Genomic DNA, 16,437 nt, shown 5'->3' on the forward strand with positions numbered 1-16,437 from the left:
AATACTGCGGAGTCGCATATAAAAATGCCCAAAATTCAGGCATGAGCTTTTTTGCACAATTGCTAATCATATAGGCAGTTTGCTGATTATTTTTTGTGCATTAATTTTTATGCTTAATTTTTAACACAGGCCCCAAAAAGGAAGTCCCGGCACTCGTAAAGAGTACCGGGACCGACCTTTGGGAAGGTAGAGATGAAGTAATCGAAAAACGATTACACAGTTTGTGAGCCGCGACCGAACTCAGGATAGGCTTCCATCCCCAATTCAGCACGATCCAAACCAAGCTCCTCATCTTCTTCGGAGCAACGGATGCCAACTGTAGCCTTCAGGATGAACCAGACGATCGCAGAAGTAACGATTACAAATGCGCCGATGGAAACAACACCGATAGCTTGAGTAGCAAATGAAGTGTCAGCGTTAGTTGCAGGAACAATCATTGTGCCCCAGATACCACACGCCAAGTGAGCAGAGATTGCACCAACAACGTCATCGATTTTAAATTTATCGAGAAGCGGTACAACAAACACAACGATCACACCGCCAACAGCACCGATCAGGAAGGCAGACGCCAACGTTGGTGTGTCAGGACCAGCTGTGATGGAAACAAGACCACCGATCGCGCCGTTTAATGTCATAGAAAGGTCAACTTTCTTATAAACAAGTTGTGTCAGGACTGCCGCTGCGATTGTACCGCCAACAGCTGCCATATTTGTATTGATAAAGATGTTTGAAATCGCAACCGCATCAGCAGCTGTACCCAGCGCCAATTGTGAGCCGCCATTAAAGCCGAACCAACCGAGCCACAGGATGAACGTACCCAATGTCGCCATTGGCAGGTTTGCACCCGGGATTGGCATTACACGGCCATCAGCATCATATTTGCCTTTACGTGCACCAAGGATGATTGCACCAGTCAATGCACACCAGCCACCAGTTGAGTGTACGAGTGTCGAGCCGGCAAAATCAGCAAAGCCCATTTCAGCCAACCAGCCGCCGCCCCACTGCCACATGGCAATAGTTGGGTAGATGAAACCAGAAAGAACAACTACAAAGCCAAGGAAAGGCCATAGTTTAATACGTTCCGCTACCGTACCGGAAACCACTGAAGCTGCTGTTGCAACAAATACCATCTGGAAGAACCAGTCAGAAGAAGCTGCATAGCCACCAGAGAAATCACCGCCAAGTGCAGCTGCATCATCTGGACCCCACAAAGAGAAGGAACCGATGAAACCACCTTCAACGCCACCATAAAGCACGTTGTAACCCACAAGGTAGAACATGAAGCCTGAAACAGCGTATAAAACGATGTTTTTCAAACAAATTGTTGCTGTGTTCTTGGAACGAACCAAACCTGATTCCAACATGGCGAAACCAGCCGCCATAAACATCACCAAGAAACCACAAACCAAGAAAAGAAATGTATTTAGAATATATTGTACTTCAGCGTCCGGGCCTTCAGCCAGGGCGGGATCAATCGCAGCAACCAGCCCAAGCATGGCAACCAGCGAGATTTTTGAAAGTTTTTTCAACGCAGTCATTGTCTTAGAACTCCTTAAAGCGCTTCGTCGTCTGATTCGCCCGTACGAATACGTACAGCCTTAGACACGTCATATACAAAGATCTTACCGTCACCGATGCGACCTGTTTCAGCAGAGGTGCGGATTGTCTCCACAACGCTTTCAACCATGTCATCAGATGTAACGATTTCGATTTTGACCTTCGGCAAGAAGTTCACAACATATTCAGCGCCACGGTAAATTTCCGTTTGCCCTTTCTGACGGCCAAAGCCTTTAACTTCAGAAACGGTCAAGCCATGTACACCCAGCTGGGTGAGGGCTTCGCGAACATCGTCAAGCTTAAAGGGCTTGAGGACGGCCATTACCATTTTCATTTCGCACTCTCCTAAAATATCGAGATATTCAAAAAATAGATTTAAACAAAAGCTCAAATGCTCTTGGCCTCTCTATTTCAAGGACCGTGCCAGAATCAAAAAAATTAAAATAAATACTTAATAACAATGACTTAGAAATGAGCGCCCGATTCGCGCTTCACTGCATTGCACAAATTTTAGCGCCTATTATTTAGGCAATTATATATTAATGATTAAATCTTAGGCAGAAATGAGCGCGCACAAAAGGAAACGTTGAAGTTTTGCCCCAACCCACTGCTGGACCATTTCATCGGGCTGACCAAGGTAGGGCTTCATTTTCTCACCAAGCTCATCAACACTAAAAGACCCATCCATAAGCGCGAGCAATTTATCCTCATGCTCACTCAGTTTGACGGCTTCATGATGGATATTACAAACAATATCTGAGTGTTGCGCCCAATAGCGTACAAAATCATAGGCTTTGGGCTTAATGGTAAGCACGCTCTGGGATTGATCCTCATTTGCCATCACAGAAACAATGCCCATTTTAACCATTTCAATCAAAATACCATCCAGCTCAGCCTTTATAGCTTCCACAGCTATTGTCCCAAGTAAGCCATGTGTGCGCTCCACAAGTTCCTCATAATTAAGACGCAAAGGAAAAGCGCGCACCATTTCGATGAGGGCTGTACAAATCACCAGCCCTTGGGGACTGGCCTTAATATTGTATCTTTTAAAACCCTCAATGGAAATCTGCGTCATTTTACCAATCTGATCGGGATGGATTGGCGTGGTGATTTTACAGTTCATTATAAAACGCACATTTTTTAAATGCTCAATCTTAAGAGCCTGTACGGGCTCCACACCCGCCTTGACCATTAAACTGCTTCTGAATTTCCGGTTGTTCAGATAATCGCCATATTGCTCATAATTGACCCTATCGCCTTGGTTGCCCAAAACCTGTGTTATTTGATTTTGCACCTCTTGGGAAACCGAAGAGGCAAATTCCGTATCACATAAATACTGTAAGCCATTCTCTTCGGCCTTGGTGGCAAATTCATGGAAATAACAGGGGTTATTATCTTCTTCCATATAATCATGCAGCAGATAATTATCCTCGGCTTTTAAAACACCATTAAGGTCAGGTTCTAAGGCCTGACGATAAGGCGCATGTTCGGGCTTAATATGGTCTTTAACAAAGCCCGCTACCTGTTTGGCCTGTTTGGCTTTTTGCGCAGGCTCTACAGCCTCTTTGGTATGAAAGAGCAACATATCACGCACAGTTTTTGCCGCCTGCCAACCCGGATAGGTATTATAATTAATATAAGTCACACCTTGGTCACTTAGACAATGAGCACAAACCCGCATGACATCGTCTTGCAGATTTTTAGGGATCCAGGAATAGAGCCCATGGGCAATGATATAATCAAACTTCTGGTCGCCAAAGTCATACTCAGCAAAGGATTGTGCGACAAAGTCGATATTCTTTAACCCAAGGCCCTCACAATGATTTTGTGCAATCTCAATCTGAACAGGAGATAAATCAATTCCTAAAAAACTGGCCTCTGGATAGCGCACAGCAAGGGGCAAAATATTACTGCCTGTCGCACAGCCCAACTCAAGAATGCGCGCCCTAGAAAGATCAGCCGGCTTTAATCCATGAATATGGGCTAACCCATTGAATTGTTCAGGATTTGACTGTTGGTAGAAATAACTGAGATACACAGCTTCGTCATAACTGGTCATTTTTTGCCCTAGATCAAAAAAACATTACCTTGCAATGTGATCATCACCTCAAAGAGAAGAAATTACTATCCTTAATTATAAGGCATAAACCCATGACAAATTGCTCATAATCCCATATTCTTCTCTTATCTGTTTGGATTAGGATATTTTGCGCTCTAAAATGGAAGCCTTCAAATTAATGGCCAAGCCATCCGATACAATCAAAAGGTTGCTTTCACAAGGAGCCAGCGAACTTGCTGGTGCCAAATATGAAGCTGCGCGCAAAACCTTTGAGACAGCCCTTGAAATTGAAAACGATAATATCAGCGCCAATTACTTTTTAGCTGCAACCCTTGAAGAGCTTGATGAGACTGATCTCGCAGTTGAAACCTACCTTAAAGTCATTAAGCTCGATGCAACCGTGCGCCAAGCCTATATCCAACTGTCTAATATCTTTTACACACAAGATAAAAAACAAAGCGCTCTTGGCATTTTAGAGACCGCAAGACACCAGTTTCCAAAAGATAAAGATATCTTATATTTGCGCGGTCAGGTCGCCATGCAGTGCTTGCCCGGTTGGCATTTACCTATGCTGGCTGACCAAGAACGCAATGACCTTTATGAAAAAGCCATCAACGCCACCGTGCGCACAGGCGACATTGCCCTTGATATCGGCACGGGCTCCGGCTTACTCGCCATGATGGCGGTGCGCGCAGGGGCTGCCCATGTTTATGCCTGTGAGTCTGAGCCTTTTGTGGCTGAGCTTGCGCGCCAGATTGTTGAAAAAAATGGCCTAAGCGATAAAATTACTGTCATTAACAAACGCTCCAACGACCTTGTGGTTGGGGAAGATCTGCCGCAAAAAGTCGATATTGTACTGACTGAAATTTTTGATCGTGCCCTTGTTGGTGAAGGTATTTTACCGACCTTAAATCATGCCTGGAAAAACCTGCTTAATGACGGCGCGCGCATTATCCCCCAAGGGGCCACCCTTTATGGCGTGGTGATTGAATGCCCGCACCTGCAACGTTTTCACCATCTTGAAACCGTAAATGGTTTTGACTTAAGTGAAATGAATGTGCTGGCCCATCCACTGGCTTATAAAGATGGTATGATTGACCTGCAAGAAAGCGAGGATCATCGTATCTTAAGCGAGCCTTTCATCATTCGAAAATTTGATTTTCGCTATCCCCCGCCTTTGAACTTTCGCGAAAAATGCCCGGTGAATTTTAAACAGGATGGCACGGGTGATGCGATTTTAATGTGGTTTGACCTACATCTTACCCATGACTTGACCTTTTCAACCCAAAAACCCAAACCGCGCAACCATTGGCGCCAAGCCGCCCAGATTTTGCTCAAGCCCCAGCCTTGCGAAATTTCTAAGCCCTTGATGCTTAAAACCTATTATCGGAACTATTTTGATTTTGAATTGGGCAAAGAAACCAAGAAAACTCTAAAGAAGGTAAAATAATACCCTTTGGTAGTAGGTTTTACGGGAATATACGGATATTCTTCTGCACAATATTAAACAAGCCAATTTTAGCTTATACTCTCTCTTCATAAAAACGAGGAGATATGGGAAAATGGGCATACGTGAAACTGGCAGGTTTGAACAAAAAAACACAACAAAAGCTTTCACCCATTTCCATCAGCTCTTTGATGAGCCAAACGATCCACAAGAGCTCCAACACCTGCGCGAAAATACCTGCCTGAGCAAACTCAGCGCACAAGATGTTGAACGGCTCACTCGCCCAGTGCCCTATAGCGTGCGGTATTTCAAATCAAAACGCCGCGGGTTTTTCTGGCGTTTGATCACAGCACAGTTTGAACATCTCTTAAGCAATGCCACCATCAGCCGAAATAACTTGGCTGCCTATTTTGACCTATTCACAACACTTTACGGGAGGCAAAACATCATTAACGCCAATGAAGAATGTTTAAAACTGGTCAAAAACCTCCATGCCGATAATGGGCAGTCTTTAAGCGTTCAACAGTTTTATAACCACCCCACCAGCAAAATAATCCTCACTGACTTTGTTGAGACACTTTCTGGGCAAATCAAAGAAAACCCCAAAGAGCGTGTTAACTGGATGGTGAATTTTCTTAAAAAACGCTGCCTTGTCTATAAAAACAAGCCCCATACAGAAGCAGAGTTAAAAACGATCCTGCAGGAACTCAAACTGCTTTAATAAGATAAAGCACGACAGGCCTTTATCTCTTATAAAAAATCGCCTAAAAAGAAGCGCGGTATTTTATAATCATGATCGTTTTCAATGAAAAAATTTTTCCATAATTTTTTGCTTGTTTTAGCCAGCCTGACTTTCTGTTTTCTTCTTCTGGAAATCGGGTTGCGTTTTTTGCCTGTCAAAACTGGTTTACAAATCCAAGCCGTAAATGAAAACGACCCGGTCTTTCATGCAACGCCAAATATTGATTATACCTACTCAAACGGCTGGTCCTTTAAAATACCCAACACAGGACATGTGAATTCTGACGGGTTTGTGAATGATCAGGATTATGATGCCTCTGCCACAACACCGCTTATGGCCGTGATCGGGGATTCCTTTATTGAATCCCTCATGGTGCCTTATGACAAAACCATTCAAGGGCGCTTGGCACAATCAGTTAAAAATACAGGGCGTGTTTATTCATTTGCATTTTCTGGCGCGCCGTTAAGCCAGTATCTTATTTGGGCACAATATGCACAGGCAAAGTTCAAGCCGGATATCATGTCCTTTGTCATCATTTCAAATGATTTTGATGAAAGCCTACTCAAATATAAAAAAGCACCCGGCTTTCATTATTTTGACCAAAATAAGCTTAGACGTATTGATTATACACCGGGTTTTTTAAGAACGATCGTTAATAGTTCAGCCGTTTTCAGATATCTCGTCTATAACATGCATATTCATAAAACCATTGCTGCGGGCTTAAGATTACTCCCAACTGATTTCTATCAAAGCTTAAAATCACTCTTTATCTCTAAAGAGGAAAAATCGCCCAGTGATACCTTAAGCCGTATTTTTGAAAATAATGTCCCTGTCACTGTAAGTGCAGAAAAATCAACAGATGCGCAACGGGCCATTGATCTCTTTCTGGGTAATGTTGTTGAATATTCCGGCCTGCCAGCAGAAAAGATCGTCTTCATCATCGATGCTCTTAGAGCACGGATTTATCAAAACCAGCCTCAATCCAATAAGGGCTATGCGGCCTCCATGTTTGCCTATTTCAAACAGCAAGCTCAGGCCAAAGGCTTTAATGTTATTGATACGGACCCTTATTTTAGGCTTGATTATCAAAAAAATAAGACGCAATTTGATTTCTTGCCATTTGACGCCCATTGGAACGATCATGCCCATGGGGTCATTGCAACTGCAGTGAAACAACACCCGCTCATCCAATCCACTTTCTTTACGGATAAATGAATATAATCATGCCTCAAAAAATCAAAACAGATGTTCTCATCATCGGCGGTGGACTTGTTGGTGGTATGACGGCTTGTGCCTTAGCGCGCGGTGGTGTTGATGTTATTGTGGTTGATGCCGATGATCCAGAAACCTTGCTCAAGGCCGAGTATGATGGGCGTTGTTCAGCCATTGCACGCTCTGTCCATAATGCCTTTGTTGCCCTTGGCCTGTGGGAACATATGGCACCTGAAGCCGGTATCATTGAAGATATCCGTGTAACCGATGGGGCATCGCCCCTGTTTTTACATTTTGACAGCCTTGATCTGGTTGGTGTGCCTTTTGGCTATATGCTGGAAAACCGCACGGTGCGCAAAGCCATCCTTAAAGTCGTGCCGGAAATGGACCACGCCACATATTTAGCCCCAAAACGCGTGCAACATATAGAGCGCAACGCCTCTGAAGTAAACGCCACGCTTGATGATGGGACTGAGATTAACGCAAAGCTGGTGATTGGGGCCGATGGTCGCGGCTCTTGGGTGCGCCGCTCAGCCAATATTGATATTACCAAATGGTCTTATGAACAAACCGCCATTGTCTGCACGGTTGAAAGCGAAAAGCCGCATCTTAATGTGGCCCAAGAACATTTTCTGCCCAGTGGCCCCTTTGCCATCCTGCCCATGCAAGATAAACGCAGCTCCATTGTCTGGACAGAAAGCACACGCAACGCCCCTGTCATGATGAAACTCAGTGATGAAGATTTTCAAGCAGAGCTAACGGAACGTTTTGGCAATTATTTAGGCGAGGTAAAAGTCGAAGGCCCGCGTTGGTCTTATCCGCTCACCTTACAATTTGCCAAACGTTCCATTGATCAGCGCCTTGTTCTTGTGGGCGATGCCTCCCACGGGATGCATCCGGTGGCTGGCCAAGGTTTTAACATGGGTGCGCGCGATGCCTGCGCCATTGCTGAGCTGATCATCCAGACCAAGCAACTGGGCCTTGATGTGGGCGCGGGGCGCGTTTTAGAAGATTATGATCGCTGGCGCCATTTTGATAACCATCTCATGCTGGCCTCCACAGATGCCATCGTGAAACTTTTTTCTAACAACAGCTCACCTATCCGTTTTGCCCGTGATGCGGGCCTTGCCATTGTGGAACAGCTCCCCTTTGCCAAGAAATTCTTCACAAAATCAGCCATGGGCCTTGTCGGAGAGTTACCCGAGATCATGAAAGAGCGTGAGGCGTCTTAAAATGTGCGGTATTGCAGGGCTCATTGATCTTAAAGCACAGACCTCAACAGAAGAACTTTCCCAACTCACCAAACGCATGACCGATACCCTCTATCACCGCGGTCCAGATGGTGGTGATGTTTGGGTAGATGGAGAAAACGGTATTGGGCTAGGTCATCGCCGCCTTGCCATTATTGATCTCTCACAAGCGGGTCATCAGCCCATGACCTCCTATGATGGGCGTTTTGTGATTGTTTATAATGGGGAAGTCTATAATGCCAATGACTTACGCCCCGAACTTGAAGCCGCAGGTTATCAATTTAATGGTCACAGCGACACCGAAGTGATCGTTAATGGATTTGCCCATTGGGGGGTCAAGGCCACTATTGAGAAACTTATCGGCATGTTTGCAATTGCCGCTTGGGATAAAAAAGAAAAAACCTTTTATCTGGTGCGTGACCGTGTGGGTATTAAACCGCTTTATTGGGCCGAAACGACAAATAGCTTTCTTTTCGGCTCAGAGCTGAAGGCCCTTTATCAACACCCAGATTGCCCCAAAGAGTTTAACCGCAACGCAATTGCATCTTACCTAAGGCATAATTATATCCCCGCGCCTTTAAGTGTCTTTCAAAACATCCAAAAACTCATGCCCGGTCATTTTTTGGTGCGCAACCATCAAGGGGAACAAAAAATTGAATCTTTCTGGTCTTTGGACAATGTCATCACGCAAAATCAGAAATTTGCAGGTAGTGAAACCGAAGCCATCGACCAATTAGAAGACCTGCTTAAAGATGCTGTTGGGCGGCGTATGATTTCTGATGTGCCCTTAGGGGCCTTTTTATCTGGTGGTATTGATAGCTCAACCGTGGCTGCCCTTATGCAGCAACAATCTGATAAAGCCATACGTACATTTTCCATCGGTTTTGAAGAAGCTGGCTATAATGAAGCCATCCATGCCAAAGAGGTAGCAAAACATATTGGCACGGACCATACCGAGCTCTATGTCACCCCCTCTGAAGCACGTGATGTGATCCCGAAGATCGCAGATTATTATGATGAGCCATTTTCAGACTCTTCTCAGATCCCAACCTATCTGGTTTCAAAAATGACAAAAGACCATGTCACAGTTGCCTTGTCCGGTGATGGCGGCGATGAGCTTTTTGCAGGCTATACACGCTACTTTGTGGGGCAAAAACTAGGAAAACACCTATATTCAACACCAAAAAGCTTCAGACAGTTAGGCGTGAAACTCATTCACTCCATGTCGCCCAATACGTGGGATAAAATCTTCAAGATCATTCCTGAAAGAAAACGCCCCAGCCTTCCCGGTGATAAACTCTATAAGCTGGCAAAAGTTATGGATGGGACCAAAAATGACTTTTATCGCCGCCTTGTCAGCCATTGGGATCAACCTGAAAATATCGTTCTCAATGGTAAAGAAGAAACAGACCTAATCTGGAATAAGGATTTAAAAGGGATAACACCGGATTTCATCGATCAGATGCAATATCTGGATACGTTAACCTATCTTCCAGATGATATTTTAACCAAAGTTGATCGCGCCTCAATGGCTGTTTCCCTTGAAGCACGCGTTCCTTTATTGGACCATCGCCTTATTGAATATGCATGGAGCCTACCTCAATCCATGAAGATTAAGGACGGACAGGGAAAATGGGCATTGCGCCAAGTTCTTTACCGCCATATCCCAAAAGACTTAATCGAACGTCCAAAAATGGGTTTTGCCGTTCCCATTGATCAATGGTTGCGCGGACCACTTCGCGACTGGGCTGAAGACCTGTTAAATCCGCAAGCTCTTGAAGAAACAGGCATCTTTAATTCTGCACCCATTCAAGAAAAATGGAATGAACATCAAAGCGGACAACGCAATCTTCAATATCACCTCTGGGATATTTTAATGTTCCAAAGCTGGTATCGAAAATGGATGGAAAACGGTTAACCCTACATGTTCAATATCGATTTCTTGCATATGATCCGCAGCCATGAGGTGGAAAAGATCATCCAACTTTTACCTCAAGAAGCAAAGGTTCTGGAAATTGGTGGCGGTAGCGGACATCAGGCAAAGCTTTTAAAAGACCGTGGCTTTGATATTACCTCTATTGATGTTGCCGATTCAATTTATGCCGATGAACAGGTCTTTCCCGTTCAAACATATGATGGCAAAAAACTTCCCTTTGCAGATCAAAGTTTTGATGTAGTTCTATCGTCCAATGTCTTGGAGCATATTCACGATCTAGACCCATTGATGGAAGAATTCAGCCGCGTTGTAAAACCATCCGGTTTTAACTTACATGTTATGCCAACAGGCTCATGGCGTTTTTGGACCATTGTGGCAAATTATTTCGAATTCCTGCAAATCTTGCTGCTTTCCTTTAGCCCCGCAAAATTAAAAAATCCGAAGCACTGGGGAAAACAGCTATTGGTTAATATCTATAACCATCTCATTCCACCACGCCATGGTGAATTTGGGAATTGTTTTAGCGAAATATGGTCATTTCGCCCCAAGCGTTGGCAAAAATACTTTGAAAAACATGCATTTTTAATCAGTAAAAGCGAACAGATGGGACTTTTCTATACAGGGCACATGCTATTTAACAAAAAAATCAGCATTTCAAGACGAGAGAAACTAGCAAAGTTCCTCGGCTCATCCTGTCATCTGTTTGTCTTAAAAAAATAAGCGCCTAACGTTTCACATAATTCGGCTTGTCTATATCAATGGCTTCAACCGAAATAGACACATCGCTTGAAACTAATCCGTCAATCTTATCAAAGACACGCTGGATCATGTCCTGTTTTTGCTCATCCGTGCGCCCGACAAACAGTTTTGCATCCACATGGACGAAAAGCTGGTCTGTGTTGGCCGTTACATAATGTTCTACAGGCAATGCGCGGGCTTTGATCGCACCGGGGTTAAACAGGCCGGACTCTTCAGCCCCGTTCCAGACTTCTTGTACCAATTTTTGGATATCAAGCTGTTTTTCAACAGCTTTAGCATATGAAATAACCATATGTGGCATAATTTTTACTCCTTTGGACGGGATGCTTTTTCAACAATACCCGAAATTCCTTCACGCTTTGCAAGCTCAGCCCAAACATCTTCAGGTTTGACCCCCATTTCGGCCCAAAGCACCATTAAGTGATAGAAAAGGTCAGCACTTTCGCCCACCAATTCCTCATTACCTTCACTCAATGCGGCAATCACGCATTCAACGCCTTCTTCACCCACTTTCTGGGCGATTTTACCGCGCCCCTTGGAAAAGAGCTTGGCGGTATAAGACTGAGACGGATCCGCGCCTTTTCTAGAAGCGATGGTTTTAAACAGTGTATCAAGTACAGTTGCGTCCATGATCAATCCAATCTCACCGCAATACCGGCTTTTGCCATATGTTCTTTGGTCTCTTTAATGGTGTAAGTGCCAAAATGGAAGATCGAGGCCGCAAGCACGGCAGAAGCATGACCTTTGGTTACCCCTTCGACCATATGGTCCAAATTCCCCACCCCACCAGAAGCAATCACCGGAATGGAAACCGCATCGGCAATCGCGCGGGTAAGCTCCAGATTAAAACCGATCTTGGTGCCATCACGGTCCATAGAGGTCAGCAAGATTTCCCCTGCCCCATAATCCGCCATCTTTTTTGCCCATTCCACCGCATCAATGCCGGTTTCTTTGCGCCCACCATGGGTGAAAATTTCAAACTTATCCGGCCCGACCGATTTGGCATCAATTGCCACCACAATACATTGGCTGCCAAATTTTTCTGCAGCCTCGCGCACAAACTCAGGGCGTTTCACCGCGGCTGAATTGATCGAGACTTTATCGGCCCCTGCGAGCAAAAGCTTGCGGATATCTTCTACTTCGCGCACACCCCCGCCAACAGTCAGCGGCATAAAACATTGTTCTGCCGTGCGACGCACCACATCATAAATGGTATCGCGGTTTTCATGGGTTGCGGTGATATCCAAAAAAGTTAGCTCATCGGCGCCAGCAGCATCATAGACTTTGGCCTGTTCAACTGGGTCACCCGCATCGATCAGGTCAACGAAATTAACGCCTTTAACCACACGGCCATCAGCCACATCCAAACAGGGGATAATTCTTACTTTCAACATATTGAATTACCCTTTTAACACCTTCATGGCCTCTGCCACATTAAGCTTGCCGTCATAAATGGCCCGACCGGAAATGGCCCCGTCCAGACCGGGGACCTCAGCGGCTTTTACCGCTTCAATATCTGCCATGCTGGACACACCGCCGGATAAAATCACAGGCGTTGAAACCGCATTTGCCAGATCAACCGTGGCCTGCAAGTTTGGCCCTTCCATGGCGCCATCTTTTGAAATATCGGTAAAGATGATGGCAGCCACACCCGCATCTTCAAATTTCAAGGCAAGATCATGAACTTTCATGTCAGAAACTTCTGCCCAGCCTTCAACCGCAACATAGCCATCGCGCGCATCAATGCCCACCGCGACCCGGCCTGGAAAACGTTTACACGCCTCAATCACAAAATCAGGGTCACGCAAGGCAATGGTGCCTAAAATCACCCGTGAAATCCCCGCATCCAACCAATATTGAATGGTCTCATAGGTGCGAATACCACCGCCAAGCTGGGTTTGGGCTTTACCATCAATGCCTTTGAGGATGGATTGTACGGCCTCTGCATTGGCAGGCTTGCCTTCAAAAGCGCCGTTTAAGTCTACAATATGGACCCACTCACAACCATCATCCACAAACTGCTTGGCTTGTGCACCCGGGTTATCATTAAACACTGTGGAAGCATCCATATCACCACGCAACAAACGCACGCAGTTACCGTCTTTTAGATCAATTGCTGGATAGAGATTCATTTTTAAGGCTTCCACTTCAAGAAATTGGTAATGACTTTCAGGCCAATGGCCTGACTTTTTTCCGGATGGAACTGGGTACCGACCATATTGTCACGCCCAATCACCGCGGTGACATCCCCGCCATAGCTTACCGTTGCCAACTGATGGGCCGGATCAGCGGTTTTAAACTGATAAGAATGCACAAAATAAACATTGGCTTTTGGGATATCAGCCAAAAGCGGGTGAGCCCCCTCATCAAAGGACAGCTCATTCCAACCCATATGCGGGATTTTAAGTGCTTTATCCTCAGGCTTAATGGCGACAACTTCCCCGCCAATCCAGCCCAGACCCTCATGACTGCCATGTTCCAGACCGCGATCAGCCATAAGCTGCATGCCCACACAAATACCCATGAAAGGTTTACCTTTTTGATGCACGGCTTCATCCAAAGCCTCATACATACCATCAAGGGCGCGCAAGCCTTGGGCACAATCGCCAAAAGCACCCACACCGGGCAGAACCACACGATCGGCATTTGCCACATCTTCGGGTTTGTTAGAAACCAGCACGTCAAGGCCAAGATCAGCCTCGCGCGCTGCGCGTTCAAAGGATTTTTCAGCCGAACGTAAATTGCCCGACCCATAATCAATGATGACAACAGACATACTGTCTCAAGCCCACTTTCTAGTCAGTTTGAAGCTTGCTCACCACCCGCTGCAACCCATGATCAACAGATTGCGCAGAGATCACATCTTCTTCCACATATCCGCGCCGTTCCAAGGTCCAGCGCGCCAAATCATTGGCATAGATACCCAATAACATATTGAAGGTGATATTGACCACAGCTTGCCCAAAGAGATCAAGCCCAAACACACCCAAAAGCAAACTAATTGCAAGTGAGGCTGCAAAAATACCGCCTGCCACCCACCAATAGCCTTTCATCAAGGCCCAAAATGCGGAAAAGATAAAAGCCGCCCAGTTAAATCCCTCTTTAACCAAACGCACATCAGGCTGTGGCTCAAAGCCAAATTTTAAGGTATGGACGGTATAGAGTTTCATTAAATCTCATCCATAGATTTCCAGCGCGGCTGGGATTTTACCCGATCAATCCACGCGCTCACCTTTGGGTAGGCGGCCAGATCAAACCCGCCTTGGTCTGCCACATGGCTATAGGCAAACAGCGCGATATCCACGATGGAATAGCGATTGCCCACAAAGAAATCCTGATCACATAAATGCTTTTCCATCACATCCAAGGCTTGATAGCCTTTTTGCCAAAGCATTGGCAGACGTGGGTCTTCAGCCTCGCTTTGCCCCAGATAATGCATGGAATAACGCGCCACAGCCAAGGCGGGTTCATGGCTATATTGTTCCCAAAACAGCCATTGATAGGTCAAAGACTTATCAAAATAATCCATCGCCATATATTGGGTTTCATCGGCAAAATGCAGCAAGATGGCATTGGACTGGCACAAGACCATACCTTCATCCAAAACAAGTGCTGGCACCTGGCCTGCCGGATTTATCGCTTTAAATTCATCACTTTGACAAGCACCCGCCACCACATCCATTTCGCGGGTTTCAAACTCATAGCCAAGCTGGTGCAAGAGCAAACGCACCTTATAGCAATTGCCGGAGCCTTGATTAGAATAAAGCGTGAGCATCTTTGCCTCTAAACTTTAAAGCGCACCCTTTGTGCTTGGAATCGCATCAGATTTTCGCGGATCAATCTCAACAGCTTGGCGCAACGAGCGTGCTAAACCTTTATAGCAAGCTTCTGCAATATGGTGGTTATTTTCCCCATCCAAACATTCAACATGCAAGGAAAGTCCGGCTTTTAAGCCAAAAGACTGGAACCAATGCTGGAACATTTCCGTATCCATATCGCCCAATTGCGCCTGAGAAAAGGCCACTTTCCACACAAGATAGGGACGATTTGAACAATCCAGCGCCACACGCACCAAAGTTTCATCCATGGGGATATAGGCATGGGCATAACGGTTAATGCCTTTTTTATCACCCAAAGCTTGGGAAAAAGCCTCCCCCATCGCCAAGGCCACATCTTCAACCGTGTGGTGACAATCAATATGGAGATCCCCACTACAGCGCACTTTAATATCCATCAACCCATGACGAGAAAGCTGTTCCAACATATGATCAAGAAAACCAATGCCTGTCTTAATGTCATATTCGCCGGTTCCATCCAGATTAATCTCAACAGAAATATCGGTCTCAGATGTCTTTCGCGCGACGGATGCAGTGCGCATGGTCAATGTCTCCAATAGAATAATACTGCTCATAGATTTACAGCAGATTTCCTAAGAAAGCTATAATTTCAATAAACTCTATAGCAGCCGTTGAAAGAGGGCTTTGACGCCCTGCAAAGGAATAGATAAGGATGCCATTGCATGGTTCTGTAAAAGTCGTCCTGCAATAGAAAGAAAGAGATTTGGGAAACGCATCATGGTGCGAAAAACCCGCCAGACCACTAAACGTTCAAAGACTTCCAACTCATAATGAGGATAGTTCTTTTTTAAATTATCGACTAAACCCAACAGGGAAGTACATACCTTTTTCACATCGACATTATGTTGCTGAACTAAAGACTTATTCCCAAAAATAGAAAAACGAATATTTGTAAATAATTCTTCATCCCATAAATCATGATGGAAATGTCGCGATATATAACTTTCCTGAATTTTAAGCGTATTTTGAAGCTGGCGGTCCTGCTTCACCGCAGAGATCGAATGACTATGAAAGCGTTGTCTAACCAGAGGTTCCGCAATATTAAGACCTTTGCCATATTCTAACAAACGCCCCCACAGTTCCCAATCCTGTGTGGTATCAAACTCTTCATTATAACGCAGCCCATTTTCTTGAAAAGGATGGGCGCTCATCATCACACTTGGGTGTGCAAAGGGGTTAAGCAAAATGCAATGACTGCGAATGGCAGAATCGGTTAATGGCAAGGAGGTCTGCATCATTTTATAACCTTCTTGATTAATCTGACGCACGTTACTGCCAACCAAGACAAGGGTATGATCTTTCTCAAAGAAACGGAGCTGTTGCTCAAACCTGTATGGCTCGCAAATATCATCGCCATCCATACGCGCAATATATTTCCCTTGCGCTTTATCTAACCCCTTATTGAGGCTTGCGGCGAGACCGAGGTTTTCGGCATTCTCAATGAGAAAAATCCGTGAATCCTTGATACCATTATTTTTAATAATTTCAGCAGATTTATCCGTAGAAGCATCATTTACAATGATAAATTCAAAGTCCTGTAACGTTTGCGATAAAACACTATCAATAGATTCTTGAATAAATCGCTCATCATTATAAACAGCCATAATAACTGAAATCA

18 protein-coding genes are annotated in these 16,437 nt (G+C 45.1%); 6 read left to right on the forward strand and 12 right to left on the reverse strand.

What is annotated here, in order from left to right:
* Positions 1-212 precede the first annotated feature (212 nt).
* The 3 genes from MTBPR1_RS07340 to MTBPR1_RS07350 all read right to left on the reverse strand — a co-directional run bounded on the left by MTBPR1_RS07340 (position 213) and on the right by MTBPR1_RS07350 (position 3,616).
* Positions 213-1,538 (reverse strand): ammonium transporter family protein, encoded by a 1,326-nt coding sequence (locus MTBPR1_RS07340; RefSeq protein ID WP_069186927.1) that lies wholly within the window; start codon positions 1,536-1,538, stop codon positions 213-215.
* A 14-nt stretch (positions 1,539-1,552) separates the two neighbouring features.
* Positions 1,553-1,891, reverse strand: coding sequence for a P-II family nitrogen regulator (locus tag MTBPR1_RS07345; RefSeq protein WP_069186928.1), 339 nt, complete (start codon positions 1,889-1,891; stop codon positions 1,553-1,555).
* 219 nt (positions 1,892-2,110) lie between these two features.
* A complete protein-coding gene (locus MTBPR1_RS07350) occupies positions 2,111-3,616 on the reverse strand; it encodes a methyltransferase regulatory domain-containing protein (protein WP_069186929.1) in 1,506 nt (501 codons plus the stop codon).
* A 178-nt stretch (positions 3,617-3,794) separates the two neighbouring features.
* Here MTBPR1_RS07350 and MTBPR1_RS07355 point away from each other — a divergent pair, with 178 nt between their 5' ends.
* From MTBPR1_RS07355 to MTBPR1_RS07380, 6 genes are all read left to right on the forward strand, one after another.
* A complete protein-coding gene (locus MTBPR1_RS07355; RefSeq protein ID WP_165602637.1) occupies positions 3,795-5,066 on the forward strand; it encodes a 50S ribosomal protein L11 methyltransferase in 1,272 nt (423 codons plus the stop codon).
* Positions 5,067-5,178: 112 nt separating this feature from the next.
* The gene (locus tag MTBPR1_RS07360; protein WP_069186931.1) at positions 5,179-5,784 is read left to right on the forward strand and encodes a hypothetical protein; all 606 of its coding nucleotides are present in this window, start codon (positions 5,179-5,181) and stop codon (positions 5,782-5,784) included.
* A gap of 84 nt (positions 5,785-5,868) precedes the next feature.
* Positions 5,869-7,020, forward strand: a complete 1,152-nt coding sequence (locus MTBPR1_RS07365; protein ID WP_069186932.1) for an alginate O-acetyltransferase AlgX-related protein — start codon at positions 5,869-5,871, stop codon at positions 7,018-7,020.
* A gap of 8 nt (positions 7,021-7,028) precedes the next feature.
* On the forward strand, positions 7,029-8,249 hold the full coding sequence (locus tag MTBPR1_RS07370) for a UbiH/UbiF/VisC/COQ6 family ubiquinone biosynthesis hydroxylase (RefSeq protein ID WP_069186933.1): 1,221 nt from the start codon (positions 7,029-7,031) through the stop codon (positions 8,247-8,249).
* A 1-nt stretch (position 8,250) separates the two neighbouring features.
* Entirely contained in the window at positions 8,251-10,185 is a 1,935-nt protein-coding gene (gene asnB / locus MTBPR1_RS07375; protein WP_069186934.1) for an asparagine synthase (glutamine-hydrolyzing), read from the forward strand.
* A 6-nt stretch (positions 10,186-10,191) separates the two neighbouring features.
* Positions 10,192-10,923 (forward strand): class I SAM-dependent methyltransferase, encoded by a 732-nt coding sequence (locus MTBPR1_RS07380; RefSeq protein WP_069186935.1) that lies wholly within the window; start codon positions 10,192-10,194, stop codon positions 10,921-10,923.
* 4 nt (positions 10,924-10,927) lie between these two features.
* Here MTBPR1_RS07380 and MTBPR1_RS07385 read toward each other — a convergent pair whose 3' ends face one another.
* From MTBPR1_RS07385 to MTBPR1_RS07425, 9 genes are all read right to left on the reverse strand, one after another.
* Positions 10,928-11,263, reverse strand: coding sequence for a 5-carboxymethyl-2-hydroxymuconate Delta-isomerase (locus MTBPR1_RS07385; protein WP_069186936.1), 336 nt, complete (start codon positions 11,261-11,263; stop codon positions 10,928-10,930).
* A 5-nt stretch (positions 11,264-11,268) separates the two neighbouring features.
* On the reverse strand, positions 11,269-11,592 hold the full coding sequence (locus MTBPR1_RS07390; RefSeq protein WP_069186937.1) for a phosphoribosyl-ATP diphosphatase: 324 nt from the start codon (positions 11,590-11,592) through the stop codon (positions 11,269-11,271).
* Between the two features lie 2 nt (positions 11,593-11,594).
* Complete coding sequence (gene hisF, locus MTBPR1_RS07395) at positions 11,595-12,356, reverse strand: imidazole glycerol phosphate synthase subunit HisF (protein ID WP_069186938.1); 762 nt, start codon at positions 12,354-12,356, stop codon at positions 11,595-11,597.
* Between the two features lie 6 nt (positions 12,357-12,362).
* A complete protein-coding gene (gene hisA, locus MTBPR1_RS07400) occupies positions 12,363-13,094 on the reverse strand; it encodes a 1-(5-phosphoribosyl)-5-[(5-phosphoribosylamino)methylideneamino]imidazole-4-carboxamide isomerase (protein ID WP_069186939.1) in 732 nt (243 codons plus the stop codon).
* 2 nt (positions 13,095-13,096) lie between these two features.
* Entirely contained in the window at positions 13,097-13,738 is a 642-nt protein-coding gene (gene hisH, locus MTBPR1_RS07405) for an imidazole glycerol phosphate synthase subunit HisH (protein WP_069186940.1), read from the reverse strand.
* A 19-nt stretch (positions 13,739-13,757) separates the two neighbouring features.
* A complete protein-coding gene (locus MTBPR1_RS07410; RefSeq protein ID WP_069186941.1) occupies positions 13,758-14,132 on the reverse strand; it encodes a DUF2628 domain-containing protein in 375 nt (124 codons plus the stop codon).
* Positions 14,132-14,737 (reverse strand): glutathione S-transferase family protein, encoded by a 606-nt coding sequence (locus MTBPR1_RS07415; RefSeq protein WP_069186942.1) that lies wholly within the window; start codon positions 14,735-14,737, stop codon positions 14,132-14,134. Before MTBPR1_RS07415 ends, MTBPR1_RS07410 begins: the two co-directional genes overlap by 1 nt.
* 15 nt (positions 14,738-14,752) lie before the next feature.
* Positions 14,753-15,340 (reverse strand): imidazoleglycerol-phosphate dehydratase HisB, encoded by a 588-nt coding sequence (gene hisB, locus MTBPR1_RS07420; RefSeq protein ID WP_069188607.1) that lies wholly within the window; start codon positions 15,338-15,340, stop codon positions 14,753-14,755.
* A gap of 78 nt (positions 15,341-15,418) precedes the next feature.
* The gene (locus MTBPR1_RS07425; RefSeq protein ID WP_165602638.1) at positions 15,419-16,423 is read right to left on the reverse strand and encodes a glycosyltransferase family 2 protein; all 1,005 of its coding nucleotides are present in this window, start codon (positions 16,421-16,423) and stop codon (positions 15,419-15,421) included.
* Positions 16,424-16,437 lie beyond the last annotated feature (14 nt).

It is taken from the genome of Candidatus Terasakiella magnetica, assembly GCF_900093605.1.
GTDB lineage: Bacteria > Pseudomonadota > Alphaproteobacteria > Rhodospirillales > Terasakiellaceae > Terasakiella > Terasakiella magnetica.

Excerpts from the sequence above, each read along its gene's own strand:
- MTBPR1_RS07390 (WP_069186937.1), bottom strand. The coding sequence starts at position 11,592 with ATGGACGCAACTGTACTTGATACACTGTTTAAAACCATCGCTTCTAGA.
- MTBPR1_RS07410 (WP_069186941.1), bottom strand. The coding sequence starts at position 14,132 with ATGAAACTCTATACCGTCCATACCTTAAAATTTGGCTTTGAGCCACAG.
- MTBPR1_RS07385 (WP_069186936.1), bottom strand. The coding sequence starts at position 11,263 with ATGCCACATATGGTTATTTCATATGCTAAAGCTGTTGAAAAACAGCTT.
- MTBPR1_RS07415 (WP_069186942.1), bottom strand. The coding sequence starts at position 14,737 with ATGCTCACGCTTTATTCTAATCAAGGCTCCGGCAATTGCTATAAGGTG.
- hisH (WP_069186940.1), bottom strand. The coding sequence starts at position 13,738 with ATGTCTGTTGTCATCATTGATTATGGGTCGGGCAATTTACGTTCGGCT.
- hisB (WP_069188607.1), bottom strand. The coding sequence starts at position 15,340 with ATGCGCACTGCATCCGTCGCGCGAAAGACATCTGAGACCGATATTTCT.
- MTBPR1_RS07355 (WP_165602637.1), top strand. The coding sequence starts at position 3,795 with ATGGCCAAGCCATCCGATACAATCAAAAGGTTGCTTTCACAAGGAGCC.
- MTBPR1_RS07360 (WP_069186931.1), top strand. The coding sequence starts at position 5,179 with ATGGGCATACGTGAAACTGGCAGGTTTGAACAAAAAAACACAACAAAA.
- MTBPR1_RS07350 (WP_069186929.1), bottom strand. The coding sequence starts at position 3,616 with ATGACCAGTTATGACGAAGCTGTGTATCTCAGTTATTTCTACCAACAG.
- MTBPR1_RS07340 (WP_069186927.1), bottom strand. The coding sequence starts at position 1,538 with ATGACTGCGTTGAAAAAACTTTCAAAAATCTCGCTGGTTGCCATGCTT.
- asnB (WP_069186934.1), top strand. The coding sequence starts at position 8,251 with ATGTGCGGTATTGCAGGGCTCATTGATCTTAAAGCACAGACCTCAACA.
- MTBPR1_RS07380 (WP_069186935.1), top strand. The coding sequence starts at position 10,192 with ATGTTCAATATCGATTTCTTGCATATGATCCGCAGCCATGAGGTGGAA.
- MTBPR1_RS07370 (WP_069186933.1), top strand. The coding sequence starts at position 7,029 with ATGCCTCAAAAAATCAAAACAGATGTTCTCATCATCGGCGGTGGACTT.
- MTBPR1_RS07345 (WP_069186928.1), bottom strand. The coding sequence starts at position 1,891 with ATGAAAATGGTAATGGCCGTCCTCAAGCCCTTTAAGCTTGACGATGTT.
- hisF (WP_069186938.1), bottom strand. The coding sequence starts at position 12,356 with ATGTTGAAAGTAAGAATTATCCCCTGTTTGGATGTGGCTGATGGCCGT.
- hisA (WP_069186939.1), bottom strand. The coding sequence starts at position 13,094 with ATGAATCTCTATCCAGCAATTGATCTAAAAGACGGTAACTGCGTGCGT.
- MTBPR1_RS07365 (WP_069186932.1), top strand. The coding sequence starts at position 5,869 with ATGAAAAAATTTTTCCATAATTTTTTGCTTGTTTTAGCCAGCCTGACT.
- MTBPR1_RS07425 (WP_165602638.1), bottom strand. The coding sequence starts at position 16,423 with ATGGCTGTTTATAATGATGAGCGATTTATTCAAGAATCTATTGATAGT.